We start from the raw sequence: 16954 nt of genomic DNA on the forward strand, positions 1-16954 counted from the left end.
CCTCCTTGCAGTAGAGCTGAGTCGAGCTTTTGCCGGGCCCGTCGAGTCTAATGTTCCGTCTGTGCGGATCATGTGCGGCCCTCACCTTCCGCGCAACACGTCCGGCGGGACACGACCGGGCCCGGCACCACCATCGGTACCGGGCGCAGGTCAAGAGCGCGGGCCGCGCCCCTCAGGGGGCGCGGCCCGGTTGCATCATGCGGTTCCGCCGCGTGGGCTGGACCAGCCACAGCGGACCCGCTGCCGGGGGAACCGCCGCCGTACCCGGACGGCGCTTCCCGCGGAGCGCTTACGCGCGGCCGGCCGACTTCTGCGTCTTACGGGTGACCGCGTCGATGACGACGGTCGCCAGCAGGACGCCACCGGTGATCATGTACTGGACCGGCGAGGCGATGCCCTCCAGGGCCAGGCCGTACTGGATGGACACGATGACCAGTACACCGAGCAGCGCGTTCCACGTGCGCCCGCGGCCACCGAACAGCGACGTACCACCGATGACCGCCGCGGCGATCGCGTTCATCAGCAGGTCACCGCCACCGGCACCCTGGTTGGCGGAGGCGATCTTCGAGGCGATGAAGAGACCGCCGATCGCGGCGAACGTGCCGGAGATCGCGAAGACCGAGATCCGGACCATGTCCACGTTGATGCCGGCACGCCGAGAGGCCTCGACGCTGCCACCGAGGGCGAAGATCTTGCGGCCGTACGCGGTGCGGCGCAGCACGAAGTCGGTGATCAGCAGCACGCCGACGAAGATCACCACGGCCAGCGGCAGACCCTTGTACTGGTTGTAGACGGCCGCCACGGCGAAGGCGACGATCGCCAGCAGCACCGTGCGCAGGATGGTCTCGCTCAGCGGCCGGGACGGCACACCGGCGGCCTCGCGCCGCCTGTTGCCGAAGTAGGAGCTGAGGAAGAAGATCACCGTCACCGCGAGGGCGAGCCCGTAGGAGGCGGCCACGTCGGAGAAGTAGTAGCTGGTCAGCTTGGCGACGAGGCCCTCGCTGTCCAGGTTGATGGTGCCGCTGTCACCCAGGATCTGGAGCATGAAGCCGTTCCAGAACAGCAGACCGGCCAGGGTGACCGCGAACGCCGGCACACCGATCTTCGCGAAGAAGAAGCCGTGGATCGCGCCCGCGACGGTGCCCGTCAGGATGGCCAGCACGAAGGCCAGCCAGGCGTTCATGCCGTGGGTGACGGTCAGCACCGCGTAGGAGGCGCCCGCGACACCGGAGACCGAACCGACCGACAGGTCGATCTCGCCGAGCAGCAGCACGAAGACGATACCGACGGCGATCATGCCCGTGCCGACCATGGCGACGGAGATGTCGGAGAGGTTGCCGGCGGTGAGGAAGTTGGAGTTCAGGCTCTGGAAGATGATCCAGATGATCGCCAGACCGATGACGACCGGAATGGCACCGAGGTCACCGGCCTTCAACTTGCGCTTGAACTCGGTGACATAGCCCTTGAAGCCCTGCTCACGCACCAGCAGCCGGGGGTCCACGGCGGTGACGGCCTTGGCGGCCGCCTCGGGGTTCTCCACGACGTGGTCCTCGGCGGGCGTGGAGGTCTTGTCGATGCTCACTTCTTGATCTCCCCATTGCTGCGCGCCGCACGACGGGTCACGGCGTTGTCCGTGGCGCCGGTGATGGCGGAGATGATCTCTTCCTGCGAGGTCGACTTGACCTCGAAGACGCCGTTGTTGCGCCCCAGACGCAGCACCGCCACCTTGTCGGCGACGGCCTTCACGTCGGCCATGTTGTGGCTGATGAGGATCACGGCGTAACCGCGCTCGCGCAGGCGCTCCACGAGGTCGAGAACCTGGGCGGTCTGCTCGACACCGAGGGCGGCGGTGGGCTCGTCGAGGATGACCAGCTTGGGCTCGCCGAGCATGGAACGGGCGATGGCCACGGTCTGACGCTGACCGCCGGAGAGCGAGGCGATGGGGATGCGGACGCTGGGGATGCGGATCGACAGCTGGTCCAGCAGCTCACGCGAGCGCCGCTCCATCTCGACCTCGTCCAGGACACCGCGCTTCACGACCTCGCGGCCGAGGTAGAGGTTGCCGACAACATCGATGTTGTCGCACAGCGCGAGGTCCTGGTACACCGTCGCGATGCCCAGGCTCTGGGCGTCGTGCGGCTTGTTGATCTGTACGGGCTTGCCTTCCCATTCGATGACGCCCTCATCGATGGGGTGCACACCGGCGATCGTCTTGACCAGCGTGGATTTTCCGGCGCCGTTGTCGCCGACCAGGGCGACCACCTCACCGGCGTGGACCTCAAGCTCTACGTCGGTGAGCGCCTGAACGGCACCGAACCGCTTGGAGACCCCGCGCAACGCCAGCACGGGCGTAGCGGACACGTGAACCATCTCCTTCGCCGCCTGACCCGGCGGGAGGTTGTGCAGAAGATTAGGGGGATGTTCCGTCCGGCGCCCCGCGACGAGCTTGCGGGGCTGGTGACTGCGGGGCGCCGGAGGAGCCTAGTTCGCCAGTCCCGTACGGGAATTCAAGAGGGAATTCCCGTACGGGGAAAGGGCTCGCGGTCTATTACTTCAGACCGATCTTGTCGCAGGCCGCCTTGAACTGGGCCGTGCAGATGTCGGCGACCGTGTAGACGCCGTCCTTGACGACGGTGTCCTTGATCTTGTCCTTGGTCAGCGACTGGACCGGGACCAGGACCGACGGGACCTGCGGGGTGGTCGGGCTGTCGACCTTGTCCTTGGCTATCGAGTCGAGCGTCTTGCCCTGGGCGAGCGCGACGGCCATCTCGGCGGCGGCGTCGGCCTCGGGGGCGTACGGCTTGTAGACGCTCATGAACTGCGTACCGGCGACGATGCGCTGCACACCGGCGAGCTCCGCGTCCTGGCCGGTGACCGGGATGTTGTTGATCCCGGCGGCCTTGAGGGCGGTGATGATACCGCCGGCCATGCCGTCGTTGGCGGAGTAGACGCCGATGATGTTCTTCTTGCCGAGGGCGGAGATGGCGCCCTCCATGTTGGTGTTGGCGTTCTCCGGCTTCCAGTCCTTGGTGTCGTACTCCTTGCCGACGTTCACCTTGCCGTCGAGCACCTCGTGGGCGCCCTTCTTGAACTGCGCGGCGTTCGGGTCGGTGACGGAGCCGTTCATCATGACGATCTTGCCGGACTTGGCCTTGGAGCCCAGCGCGTCGAGGAGGGCCTGGCCCTGGGTCTTGCCGACGGTCTCGTTGTCGAACGAGGTGTAAGCGCTGATCGGGCCCTGCGCCAGACGGTCGTAGGCGACGACCGGGATGCCGGCGTCCTTCGCCTTCTGGACCGAGTTCTTGATGGCCGCGGAGTCCACCGCGTCCACGATCAGCACGTCGACCTTGTTGGTGATCATGGTGTCGACCTGCTGGTTCTGCTGGCTGGCGTCCTGCTTGGCGTTGGCGTAGACGACCTCGCCCTTGCCGTTCGTGAGCTCCTTGACCTTCTTCTCGATCAAGGGGCGGTCGAACTTCTCGTAACGCGCGGTCTGGTTCTCGGGGAGAAGCAGACCGACCTTGATGGAGTCGCCCTTCTGGGCGCTCGGGGACGACGCAGAGGAGCCACCACCGGACTCCTTGGCGCTGCCACAGGCGGCCAGCGAGACGGCCATGGCACCAGCAGCAACGGCGAAGGCCGCACGACGCATACGCGTGTTCACTTCAGAAACCTCCCTGACGAGGCCGCGTCGTTGCGGCCGAGGTGGCTGGAAGTCAACTCGGCCGCACGTGCGACGTCAAGAAGTAAATCCTTAACGAGATGGCAACGGTGCCATCCGTTCTCTAAGTGAAGGCAGGGGCAACGGCAGGTAGGGTTCCGTCCAAAAGGGTCGAATCACCCATCTCGCTGAGCGCCAGAGCAAGCGCTCCCAGCACCTCCGCGCGGCCTCCGAGAGCCCCTGGCAACACCGAGAGCTGGCGGGCGGCACTGGGGATCGCGTACCGGCCGACCGACTCCCTGATGGGCCCGAGAACCAGCTCCCCGGCCTCGGCGAGATCACCGCCCAGGACCACCCGGCTCGGGTTCAGCAGATTGCAGAGATTGGCGACTCCACTGCCGATGTGACGGCCGACGTCGGCGATCACCCGACGGCAGCCCGGATCACCGTCCCGAGCCAGCCTGACCACGCCTTCCATGGTCAGATCGGCGCCATGGCTGGGCTGGAGCAGCGGCAGCACGTACCGCGCCGCCGCGAACGTCTCCAGGCATCCGCGGTTGCCGCAGCGGCAGACCGGACCGGATTCGTCAAGGGTAATATGCCCGATTTCTCCGGCCGTGCCACCGGGGCCCCGGTAGATCTTGCCCTCGATCACCAGACCGGCACCGACACCGCTCGCCACCTTGATGTACGCCAGGTCCTTGACCCCTCGGCCGCTGCCCCAGACCAGCTCGCCCAGGGCGCCGAGGTTGGCGTCGTTGTCCACGTGCACGGGCACGCCGAGCCGCCCCCGCAGCTCCTCGGCGGGCCTGGCTCCGGTCCAGCCCGGCAGGATGGCGGTGGAGCCGAGCGTGCCCGACTCGACGTCGATGGGGCCGGGCACCCCGAGACCCACGCCGGCGATCTTGGAGCGGTCCACTCCGGTGGCCTCGATCAGCCTGCTGACCAGCTGTTCCGCCCGGTCGAAGCCCTGCGCGGCCGAGGCGTCCACGTCCAGCGGTTCGGCCTCCTCGGCGAGCACCTGGTGGGCGAGGTTCCCGATCGCGACGCGCAAATGGGTGTGCCCGAAGTCGACGCCGATCACGATGCCGGCGTCGCCGCTGAGGGAGACGCTACGGGCCCTGCGGCCACCCGACGACGTGGGCGTGACCTCAACGGTTCCGCCGTCCTTGAGTTCCCGAACGATGTTGGAGACCGTCGCCGCCGACAGGCCCGTCGTCCTCGCGATCTCCGCCTGCGTGAGGGATCCGGCCAGCCGCACGGCGCGTACAACCCGCTCCAGGTTGGCTCGGTGCAGCGACGACTGCGACCCTGGAGTCTCCACGACGACCTCCTGAGCACGGGGCCGCCTCGATGAGGCCCCGTCTACGTCCAACTAGTGAACTCTAAGCTGAGCCGTTCGGGTTGCCTCCCGTCAAGAGGTTGAACCGCATCCGGGTCCTTGGACACAGCTGCGCGCGCCGCCCCGGAGCGAGGAGCGGCGCGCGCACGGACCGCTGCGGAGCGCTGGGCTCCGGCCGGGTCTACTTGAGCGTCGCGGAGGTCAGGCCGGCCTGCACCTGACGCTGGAAGGACAGGTAGACCGCCAGCATCGGGATCATGGCAATCGTCACACCCGCGAAGAGAACGGGCAGGTCAGAGGCGTACCCTTGTTGCTGCTGGAGCTGGATGAGGCCCTGGGTGAGGACATAGCGTTCGGGGTCGTCGCCGCTCTGCGGCTGCATCAGGACCGTCGGCAGAATGAACTGGTTCCACTGACCCAGGGTGTTGAAGATCCCGACGCTGATCAGACCCGGCTTCGCCATCGGAAGCATCACCTGGAAGAAGGTCCGGGTGTGCGAGGCGCCGTCCAGGACCGCCGCCTCGAAGACCGCCGTCGGCAGGGTCCGGAAGAAGGCGTGCATGAAGAACACCGTGAACGGCATCGAGTAGGCGATGTAGACCAGGATCAGGCCCTGGTAGGTGTTCAGCATGTCCAGCCGTTTGACCATGAAGAACAGCGGGACGAGGGCGAGGAACACGGGGAACATCGCGCCCGCGACGAAGAAGTAGTAAAGCAGCCGGTTGCCCGGGAACTGGTAGCGGGCGATCACATACGCGGCCATCGAACCGAACAGCATCGTCAGCGGCACGGAGAAGACCAGCACGATGACGGTGTTCAGAAAGTAGTCGCCGATGCCCTTGTCCCAGGCGCGCCGGAAGACGTCGAAGGACCACTCGTGCGGCCAGCCGAAGGCCGAGCCGCCGATCTGCGCGTCGGTCTTGAAGGAGCTGAGCACCAGCCACAGCAGCGGCAGCACGATCAGCAGGGCCCACAGGGCGAGGAAGCCGTGCGAGAAGACGTTCAGGACGACGCCTTCGCCCGGGCGGTGGCCAGCGCGGGCCGGCGCCTTGCTCACCGGGGCCCCGGAGGGGGCCGTGCCGGTGGCGGGGGTCTCCTTGAGGGGTGCACTCATCGTCGTTACTCCCGCTCAGAACTCGATGCGCTCGCGGCGGGTGGCGCGCAGCGTGACCACGGACAGGACGAGGGTGAGCAGCAGCATGACGACGCCCATGGCGCAGGCGTAGCCGCTCTTGCCGAAGTAGAGGAAGTTGCGCATCATCACGGTCGACATGACGTCGCTGTGATGGTCGGGGCCGCCGCCGTAGGCGCCCATGTTCTGGGTCATCGAGGAGACCAGGACGAACATGTCCATGGCCACGATGCCCAGGTACACCCAGGCCGTCTGCACGGTGTCCCAGAGCAGCGGCAGGGTGATGCGGAAGAACGACTGGGACCGGTTCGTCCCGTCGATCAGGGCCGCCTCGTAGATGTCCTTCGGAATGGACTGCATGGCGGCCGAGAACAGCACCAGGTAGAAGCCGACGCCGTGCCAGACCACGACCAGGATCAGTGCCCACAAGACCAGATTGGGCTCGTTGAGCCATTCCACGGGGTTGTTCCCGTCGACCAGGCCCAGCTTGATCAGGAAGCCGTTGAGCAGACCGCCGCCGTCACTGCGGTACACCGCGTTGAACAGCACCGCGAGAATCGCCAGCGACAGAACCTGCGGAAAGAAGTAGACGATCTTGTAGAACTTCGATCCGCCCACGCCCTGCACTCCGCCGGCCCGTCCGCGGCCGCCCGCGTTCACCATGAAGGCGAAGAAGAGGGCGAGCAGAATGGTGATCACCGGGATGAACACCAAAAACAGGATGTTGTGCCAGATGGCCTGCAGGAAGACGTCGTCCTGCAAGAGCGCGCGGTAGTTGTCGAGTCCGACGAACTTGAAGGTCTGCGACTGGCCTTTCCAGTCGGTCAGCGAATAGCCGAACGTCTGGATGTACGGCCAGATCACGAAGATCAGATAGAGCGCCACGGGGACGAAGAGAAATCCCGCGACGAACCGGTACTGCCCTTTGCGCATAGGCGTGCCTGCCCCTGGTGTGCCGTGCGGGCCGGAAACCACCGAATACGACGGTTTCCGGCCCGGAATGCGGTCGGTCGAGCGAGCTCAGTCGTGGTGGTTCTTCTTGCTGGCCGGGTCCTGGGCCTGCTTGTCGACCGCGGCCTGACAGCGCTTCAGCCACTCCGCGGGCTGGATGCGCTTGGCCATGAGCTCGTTGGACGCGTTCTGGATGGCGGTGTCCATCTCGCTGTACCAGTCGGGGTAGAGGTAGCGGAAGGTGTTGGAACCGGCCGCCTTGGACGCCTCGACGGTGGACTGCGTGCCCGGACGCAGCGTCACGCTCGAGTCGACCCCGTCCTGGAGGATGGTGAGCGAGTTGGCCTGCTTGGCAAAGAGCGTCGACCACTCCTTGGAGAGCATCCGCCGCATGAACTCCTTGGCCGCGGGCAGGTTCTTGGCCTTGGCGGGGATGATGAAGGGCTCGCCGGAGCCGGCCCGGATCGCCTCGAAGGGCATCTGGCTGCCGGACAGCAGCGGCATCGGCAGGAACTTCATGTCGAAGTCCGCCGGGGTCTGCTTGAGCTGCTCGTTCTCCAGCCAGGAGCCGCAGGTGATGAAGGCGGCCTTGTACTGGTTCCAGCGGGTCTGCGACTCGGTGTGGGTCAGGCCGTTCGTGCCGGGCATCAACAGGCCCTTCTCCACGACCTCGTAGACCGCCTCGATGCCCGCCTTGGCCGCGTCGGACCCCACGAACGCCTTCGGGTCGAGGTTGTCGATCGCCTTGACGGCGTCGATGCCGCCCTTCTTGGCGATCATGTCCATGATGGCGACATTGATGTAGTACGGGTACTTGCCCTGGTGGGCGAGGCCACCGATGCCCTGCTTCTTGGCGTCCTGGCAGACGGCGAGGAAGTCGTCCCAGGTCTTCGGCGCGTCCCAGCCCTTCTCCTTGAAGAGCTTGCCGGAGTACCAGAGGCCCCACACCGTGTAGATGTAGTTGAGGGCGACGACCTTGCCCTCCTGCACGCCCGGGTCGAGGGTGCCGGGGATGAGGGTGTCGCGGACCTTCTTGCTCGGGTCGTCGACGGACGGCGCGTCGAGGACCTCGGCGAGATCCAGCAACTGGCCGTTCTTGTACAGCACGTCGACCTTGATCTGCTGGGCGCCGGAGTCGTCCACGATGTCCGGCGGGTTGCCGGCGTTGAAGCGGGGCTGCAGCTTGCCCGTGATCTCCTGGGTGCCGGTGTGGGTCGAGGTGATGCCCAGCTTCGTCTGGTAATCGCCCTCCCATGCCTTGGCATAGTCGTCGCCGTAACCGCCCTTGAAGATGACGACATCGAGCTTGCCGCCCTTCTCCACACCGAAGGGGTTCGTCTTGGACGTCGTCCCCTTGGTTTCCTTGTTACCGGAGTCGTCGCCCCCGCCACCGCTGGCACACGCGGAAAGGAAGCTCATCGTGGGGACGGTGATCAGACCGAGCGCGGCGGACCGCTTGATCAGATCGCGGCGGCCGACGCCTTGGCGGGTGGTGTTCTCGCCGGAAGTGGATCCCATGCTCAAGTCCTCGCCTTCTCCAGGACTCAGGCGGTGAACCGGATCCTCCCCGGCACCGCGGTGATGGTGAAGCTGGGGTCGTGCACGAGGGATTAGTCGGGTGGTACGACAGTCGGCCATGTCCGAAACGCAGCCGCCCCCCGATTCCCACCGGTCATACCTGTCCATAGCCGCCGCACAGATGGCCGCCGGGACGCCGACAGGTATAGTCCACTTCCCGCCAACTGGGCAAGATCGAATGCAAGGTTGACGCTTTGCTTTTCCGAGTTGAGACCTCGCGGAAATACGGGATGCTCGTGCGCCCCACGAATGGGATATCAACCACAATGAGCCCGAATGCCACACCCAACACCCTTGACACCATGGGTCACTTGACTACCTACTGGTCCTTGCGCAGCGAGTTGACAACGTTGTCCATATTTTCTCAGCGCAGGGAGGGTGCTTGCGTATGCAGCACAGATCTCGGCACAGATGGGCTCCGACGGCGGTCGTCGCAACGGCCGCCTTCGCTTTGCTCGTGGCCGCACAGGGTGCGGCCACGGCACTTCCCGCCCAGGCGGCGCCCGCCGACCGGGAGTTCGCCTCGTCGTTCGAAGCGGGTGAGCCCGCGCCGACATGGCTGAACACCGTCGACACGGCGGCGGACGGTTCGAAGCGGGCGTCCGGCGTGGACGGCGGTTATACGACCGGCATCCCGGGCAATGTGACGGACGAGGTCAGCGGTGTCCGGGCCAGCGCCGAGAACACGGGCGGCGGTGAGGTCAAGGAGAACCTGATCGACGGCGAACCGGGCACCAAGTGGCTCACGTTCGCCCCGACCGGCTGGGTGGAGTTCGACTTCGACGCGCCGGTCAAGGTCGTGACCTACGCCCTGACGTCGGCCAACGACGTCGCGGAGCGCGACCCGGCCGACTGGACCCTGCAGGGCTCCACGGACGGCAAGGACTGGAAGACCCTCGACACCCGCACCGGCGAGTCGTTCGGCGAGCGCTTCCAGACGCATTCCTACGATCTCGCCGAGCCGGCCGCGTACCAGCACTTCCGGCTGGACATCGCCAAGAACCACGGCGCCGACCTCCTGCAACTCGCCGACGTGCAGTTCTCCACGGGCAACAGCACCGAGCCCACGCCCAAGGACATGCGCACGCTGGTGGACCGCGGCCCGATCGGCTCCCCCACCGCCAAGGCGGGCATGGGCTTCACGGGCAAGCGGGCGCTGCGGTACGCGGGGACGCACACGACGAACGGGCGGGCGTACTCGTACAACAAGGTCTTCGACGTGAACGTGCGCGTCGAGCGGGACACCCGGCTGTCGTACCGGATCTTCCCGTCGATGGCGGACGGGGACCGGGACTACGACGCCACGAACGTCTCCGTCGACCTGGCCTTCACCGACGGGACCCAGCTAAGCGGCCTCGGGGCGCTCGACCAGCACGGGTTCGCGCTGACCCCGCAGGGGCAGGGCTCGGCCAAGGTCCTGTACGTCAACCAGTGGAACAACGTGGCGTCGCAGATCGGGTCGGTCGCGGCCGGCAAGACCGTGGACCGGATCCTGGTGGCCTACGACTCGCCCAAGGGGCCGGCCAAGTTCCGCGGCTGGCTGGACGACGTGGCTCTGAAGGTCGCTCCACCGGACAAGCCCAAGGCGCACCTGTCCGACTACGCGCTGACGACCCGTGGGACCAACTCCAGCGGCGCCTTCTCCCGGGGCAACAACTTCCCGGCGACGGCCGTGCCGCACGGCTTCAACTTCTGGACTCCGGTGACCAACGCGGGGTCGCTGAGCTGGCTGTACGACTACGCCCGGGCCAACAACGACGACAATCTGCCCACCATCGAGGCGTTCAGCGCCAGCCATGAGCCGAGCCCGTGGATGGGCGACCGGCAGACCTTCCAGGTGATGCCGTCGGCTGTCTCCGGCACCCCGGACACCGGCCGTGCGGCACGAGGGCTGGCCTTCCGGCACCAGAACGAGATCGCGCGCCCGTACTACTACGGGGTCACCTTCGAGAACGGGCTGAAGGCGGAGATGACGCCGACGGACCACGCGGCGGTGCTGCGGTTCACCTACCCGGGTGACGACGCCAGTGTGATTTTCGACAACGTGACCGAGCAGGCGGGGCTGACGCTCGACAAGGACAACGGGATCGTCACCGGCTTCTCGGATGTGAAGTCCGGGCTGTCGACCGGGGCGACACGGCTGTTCGTCTACGGCGTGTTCGACGCGCCCGTGACCGACGGCGCCTCCTCGGGGGTGAAGGGGTACCTGCGCTTCAAGCCGGGCGCCGACCACACGGTGACCCTGCGCCTCGCCACCTCGCTCATCAGCATCGACCAGGCGAAGGACAACCTGGGCCAGGAGATCCCCGACGGGACCTCGTTCGACACCGTCAAGAAGTCCGCGCAGCAGGCGTGGGACAAGCTGCTCGGCAAGGTCGAGGTCGAGGGGGCGACGGCCGACCAGCTGACCACGCTGTACTCCTCGCTCTATCGGCTCTACCTCTACCCCAACTCCGGATTCGAGAAGGTCGGTTCCGCCTACCGGTACGCCTCCCCCTTCTCCCCTATGACGGGGCCGGACACGCCCACGCACACCGGCGCGAAGATCGTCGACGGCAAGGTGTATGTGAACAACGGCTTCTGGGACACCTACCGGACGACCTGGCCGGCGTACTCGTTCTTCACCCCGAAGCAGGCGGGCGAACTGGTGGACGGCTTCGTCCAGCAGTACAAGGACGGCGGCTGGACCTCCCGCTGGTCCTCGCCCGGCTACGCGGACCTGATGACGGGCACCTCGTCGGACGTCGCGTTCGCGGACGCCTATGTGAAGGGTGTGAAGTTCGACGCGCAGGCCGCCTACGACGCGGCGGTCAAGAACGCGACGGTCGCACCGCCCGCGTCCGGGGTGGGCCGCAAGGGCATGGCGACCTCCCCGTTCCTCGGCTACACCAGCACCGCCACCGGTGAGGGCCTGTCGTGGGCGATGGAGGGCTACGTCAACGACTACGGCATCGCGCAGATGGGCCGGGCGCTCTACGAGAAGACCGGCAAGAAGCGCTACCAGGAGGAGTCGGCGTACTTCCTCAACCGCGCCCAGGACTACGTCGACCTCTTCGACGCGAAGGCCGGCTTCTTCCAGGGCCGCGACGCGCAGGGCAACTGGCGCCTGGACTCGTCCACGTACGACCCACGGGTGTGGGGCTACGACTACACGGAGACCAACGGCTGGGGCTATGCCTTCACGGCCCCGCAGGACAGCCGGGGCCTGGCGAACCTGTACGGCGGCCGCACCAAGCTGGCGGACAAGCTCGACGAGTACTTCGCGACGCCCGAGACGGCCTCCCCGGAGTTCGTCGGCTCCTACGGCGGTGTCATCCACGAGATGACCGAGGCGCGCGATGTCCGGATGGGCATGTACGGGCACTCCAACCAGGTCGCCCACCACGTGATCTACATGTACGACGCGGCGGGCGAACCCTGGAAGGCTCAGGCGGACGTCCGTGAGGTCCTCTCCCGGCTCTACACCGGCAGCGAGATCGGCCAGGGCTACCACGGCGACGAGGACAACGGCGAGCAGTCGGCCTGGTACGTCTTCTCGGCCCTCGGCTTCTACCCGCTAGTGATGGGCAGCGGCGAGTACGTCATCGGATCGCCGCTGTTCACCAAGGCGACGGTGCACCTCGACAACGGCGAGAAACTCGTCGTCAACGCGCCGAAGAACAGCACCGGGAACGTGTACGTCCAGGGCCTGAAGGTGAACGGCAAGCAGTGGACGTCGACGTCGCTGCCGCACTCGCTGCTGTCCAAGGGCGGGGTGCTGGACTTCGACATGGGTCCGCGGCCGTCGGCCTGGGGCACGGGGAAGAACGCGGCCCCGGTGTCGATCACTCAGGACGACAAGGTGCCCTCTCCCCGTGCGGACGTGCTCAAGGGCGACGGAGCGCTGTTCGACAACACGTCGGCGACGGAGGCCGAGGCGACGAGCGTGGACCTTCCGGTCCCGGGCGCCACCAAGGCGGCGCAGTACACGCTGACGTCGCCGGCGGACCACACGAAGGCACCGACGGGCTGGACTCTGCAGGGCTCCCAGGACGGCGCGCAGTGGACCACCCTGGACGAACGCTCGGGTGAGTCCTTCGCCTGGGACCGGCAGACCAGGGCGTTCTCGATCCCGCGCACCGGCTCGTACACGCACTACCGCCTGGTCCTGAGCGGGGCGTCGACCCTGGCGGAGGTGGAGCTGCTGGCCTGACCCACCGCACGGACAGGGCGGGCGCGGAGTTCCCTCCGCGCCCGCCCCTCGTTTTCCCTCGGGGGACACGCGGAACAGGGGTGAAGCCAGGACGAGTTCGGCCTGGGGACGGCACCTGCGGATACATGCCGAGCGCCGAGAAGACGTACCAGGACGACATCGTGCCGAGGTCGTCGTTGCCCGGGATGCCTCGGGCTTCGTCGACCAGAGCCTGCTCATCGCGGCCGCCAGCGGCACCTGAACGGAGTGGGTCCGGGCCCGTTCCCCCAGTGTCAGCCTTACGGGCGAACAACCTTGACATCGTTGTCTGTTCAGGGAGTACAGTCATGTACAGACCATTCCGACAACGTTGTCGTCGGCGCGGGCAGCGCACAAGCCACTTATCACCCGTCCGACCCTCTCCCCCCGGGTCGGACCGGCTCGCGGACCGGGTGGCTCACACACCGGCCACCCGGTCCGCCCGAGTATCCCGAACCACGCGACTGCCACTGGATGTTGACGTTCCGTCATCCACGGAACCGGGCGAGGACGCCGGCCCGCAAGGTGCCCCCTTCGCCGTGCGCACCCCTGCCACCCCCGCACGGACGACGCCGGTGAATCAACCCGACGTGTTCCCCGAGCCACGAAACGTCACTCGTGGGAGCGGTGTTGGCCGCCCTGGGGGGGCGCGCGGGGCAACCCGAGTGCTCCCCTGGTCATCTATCTGTACGGACACGGCGAGCGGGGAGAGGGCGCACTGTGCACGGTTCCGGTACGGACGGTGGCCACCAGGAGGGCACCGCCGGTTCCTGGTGGGCGGCCGCGGTGGCGAACCTCCTCATCGGGATGGCCGCGATCGTCCCGGGCGTGTGCGTGCGCTGGCTGCTCAGCCGCTATGCGCTGATGCCCTGCGGCGGGGGGTTCGGCTGCGCCAAGCAGTCGCCCGACCATGCGATCGGCATGACGCTCGGCGCGGTGCTGGGAGGTGCGTTCGTCCTCGGCATGATCCTGGTCGTGGACATCCTCATGCCCTGGCAGGAGGGCAGACCGCTGAACCTGTGGCTCGGCATGACCACCCTGGTCCCGGCGCCGTTCGCGATAGCTCAGGCCGCGGGGTGGATCTGAGGGGCCCCGCACGGGCGGGGCAAAGACATCGGGCCGCAACCCCTTGCCGGGGTTGCGGCCCGATGGCGACCGTGTCGGACCGCCAACGGGCGGCCCTGACCGCTTACTTGCGGATCAGGTTGCGCAGCACGTACTGCATGATGCCGCCGTTGCGGTAGTAGTCGGCCTCACCGGGGGTGTCGATGCGGACGACCGCGTCGAACTCGACACCGCTGTCGGTGGTGACCTTGACCGTGCGCGGCGTGGTGCCCTCGTTCAGCTCGGTGACGCCGGAGATGGAGAAGGTCTCCTGACCGGTCAGGCCGAGGGACTCGGCGCTCCGGCCCTCCGGGAACTGGAGCGGCAGAACGCCCATGCCGATGAGGTTCGAGCGGTGGATGCGCTCGTAGGACTCGGCGATGACGGCCTTCACGCCGAGCAGCGCGGTGCCCTTGGCCGCCCAGTCGCGGGACGAGCCGGAGCCGTACTCCTTGCCGGCCAGGACGACCAGCGGGATGCCCTGCTCGATGTAGTTGCGCGAGGCGTCGTAGATGAACGACACCGGCGCGTCGGCCTGGGTGAAGTCGCGGGTGTAGCCGCCCTCGGTGCCCGGCGCGATCTGGTTGCGCAGGCGGATGTTGGCGAACGTACCGCGGATCATGACCTCGTGGTTGCCGCGGCGCGAGCCGTAGCTGTTGAAGTCACGGCGCTCCACACCGTGCTCGGTGAGGTACTTGCCGGCCGGGGTGTCGGCCTTGATCGCACCGGCCGGGGAGATGTGGTCGGTGGTGACCGAGTCGCCCAGCTTCGCGAGGACACGGGCACCGGCGATGTCGGTGACCGGGGCCGGCTCCATCTGCATGCCCTCGAAGTACGGGGGCTTGCGGACGTACGTCGACTCCGCGTCCCACTCGAAGGTGTTGCCGGTGGGGATCGGCAGCGACTGCCACTGGGCGTCACCGGCGAAGACGTCCCTGTAGGACTTGTTGAACATGTCCTCGCCGATGGCGTTGGCCACGACGTCGTTGACCTCGGCCTCGGTCGGCCAGATGTCCTTCAGGTGGACCGGGTTGCCGTCCTGGTCGGTACCGAGGGCGTCCCTGGTGATGTCCACCTTCATGGAGCCCGCGAGGGCGTACGCGACGACCAGCGGCGGGGAGGCCAGGTAGTTCATCTTGACGTCGGGGTTGATGCGACCCTCGAAGTTCCGGTTACCGGAGAGGACCGAAGTGACCGCGAGGTCGTGGTCGTTGACGGCCTTGGAGACCTCCTCCGGCAGCGGGCCGGAGTTGCCGATGCAGGTGGTGCAGCCGTAACCGACCAGGTTGAAGCCGACCTTGTCGAGGTACGGGGTCAGACCCGCCTTGTCGAAGTAGTCGGTGACGACCTTGGAGCCCGGAGCGAGGGTGGTCTTGACCCACGGCTTGCGGGTCAGGCCCTTCTCGACCGCCTTCTTCGCCACGAGCGCCGCGGCGACCATGACGTACGGGTTGGAGGTGTTGGTGCAGGAGGTGATGGCCGCGACCGTCACCGCACCGTGGTCGAGCGTGTAGGTCGTGCCGTCGGGGGCGGTGACCTGGACCGGGTTGGACGGCACGCCATTAGCGGAGGCCGGGGCGTCGGAGGCCGGGAAGGACTCCTTGCCCGCCTCGTCGGCGGTGTCCACGTAGTTGCGGACGTCGACCTTGAACTGCTCGGCGGCGTTTGCCAGGACGATGCGGTCCTGCGGGCGCTTCGGGCCGGCGATCGACGGGACGACCGTGGACAGGTCCAGCTCGAGCTTCTCGGAGAAGTCCGGCTCGGCCTTCGGGTCCAGCCAGAGGCCCTGCTCCTTGGCGTAGGCCTCGACCAGCGCGACCTGCTGGTCGCTGCGGCCGGTCAGGCGCAGGTAGTTCAGGGTCTCGTCGTCGATCGGGAAGATCGCGGCGGTGGAGCCGAACTCCGGCGACATGTTGCCGATGGTGGCGCGGTTGGCGAGAGAGGTGGCGGCGACGCCCTCACCGTAGAACTCGACGAACTTGCCGACCACACCGTGCTTGCGGAGCATCTCGGTGATGGTCAGCACCAGGTCGGTGGCGGTGGTGCCGGGCTTGAGCTCACCGGTGAGCTTGAAGCCGACGACGCGCGGGATGAGCATGGAGACCGGCTGACCGAGCATCGCGGCCTCGGCCTCGATGCCGCCGACGCCCCAGCCGAGGACGCCGAGGCCGTTGACCATGGTGGTGTGGGAGTCGGTGCCGACCAGGGTGTCGGGGTAGGCCTGACCGCCTCGCACCATGACCGTGCGGGCCAGGTGCTCGATGTTCACCTGGTGGACGATGCCGGTGCCCGGCGGGACGACCTTGAACTCGTCGAAGGCGGTCTGGCCCCAGCGCAGGAACTGGTAGCGCTCCTTGTTGCGGCCGTACTCCAGCTCGACGTTCAGCTTGAAGGCGTCGTTCGTGCCGAACTTGTCGGCGATGACGGAGTGGTCGATGACCAGCTCGGCGGGGGCCAGCGGATTGATCTTGGCGGGGTCGCCGCCCAGTTCCTTCACGGCCTCACGCATGGTCGCGAGGTCCACGACACACGGGACGCCGGTGAAGTCCTGCATGATCACGCGGGCCGGCGTGAACTGGATCTCCTGCGACGGCTGGGCCTGGGAGTCCCAGCTGCCGAGGGCGCGGATGTGGTCGGCGGTGATGTTCGCGCCGTCCTCGGTGCGGAGCAGGTTCTCCAGCAGGACCTTGAGGCTGTACGGCAGGCGGGCCGAGCCCTCCACCTTGTCCAGCCGGAAGATCTCGTACGACTCGTCGCCCACCTGCAGCGTGCTGCGGGCGTCGAAGCTGTTCGCCGACACGACAGTCTCCTTCATTGATGTGCGCGTACCACCGCAATCCTGCCGCCACGACGACTTGGCCGATCAGCTAAGGTAAAACTTAGTTAGGTAAGCCTTACTAAGTCGGCGGTTGCGGGGCGCCCCGGCAGATATCTCGATGTCGAGATAACTCTAGTACATGGGGGCCGGATGGTCAT

Annotated in this window: 10 protein-coding genes and 1 pseudogene; 2 read left to right on the plus strand and 9 right to left on the minus strand. The window is 67.0% G+C overall.

Annotated features, from left to right (window positions below; genetic code table 11):
- Window positions 1-289 precede the first annotated feature (289 nt).
- The 7 genes from ACQEXA_RS16060 to ngcE form a co-directional block, all read right to left on the minus strand.
- A complete protein-coding gene (locus ACQEXA_RS16060; RefSeq protein WP_432933947.1) occupies window positions 290-1582 on the minus strand; it encodes a sugar ABC transporter permease in 1293 nt (430 codons plus the stop codon).
- Window positions 1579-2370: an ATP-binding cassette domain-containing protein gene (locus ACQEXA_RS16065; RefSeq protein WP_359394273.1), complete on the minus strand. Its 792-nt coding sequence runs from the start codon at window positions 2368-2370 to the stop codon at window positions 1579-1581. Before ACQEXA_RS16065 ends, ACQEXA_RS16060 begins: the two co-directional genes overlap by 4 nt.
- 178 nt (window positions 2371-2548) lie before the next feature.
- Window positions 2549-3652, minus strand: a complete 1104-nt coding sequence (locus tag ACQEXA_RS16070) for a substrate-binding domain-containing protein (RefSeq protein WP_432939635.1) — start codon at window positions 3650-3652, stop codon at window positions 2549-2551.
- 133 nt (window positions 3653-3785) lie between these two features.
- On the minus strand, window positions 3786-4985 hold the full coding sequence (locus tag ACQEXA_RS16075; protein ID WP_432933945.1) for an ROK family transcriptional regulator: 1200 nt from the start codon (window positions 4983-4985) through the stop codon (window positions 3786-3788).
- A gap of 199 nt (window positions 4986-5184) precedes the next feature.
- Window positions 5185-6117 carry a carbohydrate ABC transporter permease gene (locus tag ACQEXA_RS16080; protein ID WP_432933943.1) on the minus strand — a complete coding sequence of 311 codons (933 nt, stop codon included), beginning with the start codon at window positions 6115-6117 and terminating at the stop codon, window positions 5185-5187.
- Window positions 6118-6132: 15 nt separating this feature from the next.
- Window positions 6133-7068, minus strand: a complete 936-nt coding sequence (locus tag ACQEXA_RS16085) for a carbohydrate ABC transporter permease (protein WP_359394268.1) — start codon at window positions 7066-7068, stop codon at window positions 6133-6135.
- An 87-nt stretch (window positions 7069-7155) separates the two neighbouring features.
- Window positions 7156-8604: an N-acetylglucosamine/diacetylchitobiose ABC transporter substrate-binding protein gene (gene ngcE / locus ACQEXA_RS16090; protein ID WP_432933939.1), complete on the minus strand. Its 1449-nt coding sequence runs from the start codon at window positions 8602-8604 to the stop codon at window positions 7156-7158.
- Between the two features lie 448 nt (window positions 8605-9052).
- Here ngcE and ACQEXA_RS16095 point away from each other — a divergent pair, with 448 nt between their 5' ends.
- Entirely contained in the window at window positions 9053-12856 is a 3804-nt protein-coding gene (locus tag ACQEXA_RS16095; protein WP_432933937.1) for a GH92 family glycosyl hydrolase, read from the plus strand.
- Window positions 12857-12928: 72 nt separating this feature from the next.
- On the opposite strand, the pseudogene ACQEXA_RS16100 reads toward ACQEXA_RS16095, so the two are convergent.
- Window positions 12929-13066, minus strand: a pseudogene (locus ACQEXA_RS16100) (glycoside hydrolase domain-containing protein); the annotation flags it as partial.
- Window positions 13067-13594: 528 nt separating this feature from the next.
- Here ACQEXA_RS16100 and ACQEXA_RS16105 point away from each other — a divergent pair.
- On the plus strand, window positions 13595-13960 hold the full coding sequence (locus ACQEXA_RS16105; RefSeq protein WP_432933935.1) for a hypothetical protein: 366 nt from the start codon (window positions 13595-13597) through the stop codon (window positions 13958-13960).
- A 103-nt stretch (window positions 13961-14063) separates the two neighbouring features.
- Here ACQEXA_RS16105 and acnA read toward each other — a convergent pair whose 3' ends face one another.
- Window positions 14064-16778, minus strand: a complete 2715-nt coding sequence (gene acnA / locus ACQEXA_RS16110; RefSeq protein WP_432933933.1) for an aconitate hydratase AcnA — start codon at window positions 16776-16778, stop codon at window positions 14064-14066.
- Between the last annotated feature and the right edge of the window lie 176 nt (window positions 16779-16954).

Origin of the sequence: Streptomyces sp. CA-106110 (genome assembly GCF_050936285.1) — a bacterium.
Taxonomy (GTDB): Bacteria; Actinomycetota; Actinomycetes; order Streptomycetales; family Streptomycetaceae; genus Streptomyces.

Bases quoted from the DNA above. Each gene is read 5' to 3' on its own strand.
- ACQEXA_RS16080 (WP_432933943.1), bottom strand. From the start codon at position 6,117: ATGAGTGCACCCCTCAAGGAGACCCCCGCCACCGGCACGGCCCCCTCC.
- ACQEXA_RS16095 (WP_432933937.1), top strand. From the start codon at position 9,053: ATGCAGCACAGATCTCGGCACAGATGGGCTCCGACGGCGGTCGTCGCA.
- ngcE (WP_432933939.1), bottom strand. From the start codon at position 8,604: ATGGGATCCACTTCCGGCGAGAACACCACCCGCCAAGGCGTCGGCCGC.
- ACQEXA_RS16085 (WP_359394268.1), bottom strand. From the start codon at position 7,068: ATGCGCAAAGGGCAGTACCGGTTCGTCGCGGGATTTCTCTTCGTCCCC.
- ACQEXA_RS16070 (WP_432939635.1), bottom strand. From the start codon at position 3,652: ATGCGTCGTGCGGCCTTCGCCGTTGCTGCTGGTGCCATGGCCGTCTCG.
- ACQEXA_RS16065 (WP_359394273.1), bottom strand. From the start codon at position 2,370: ATGGTTCACGTGTCCGCTACGCCCGTGCTGGCGTTGCGCGGGGTCTCC.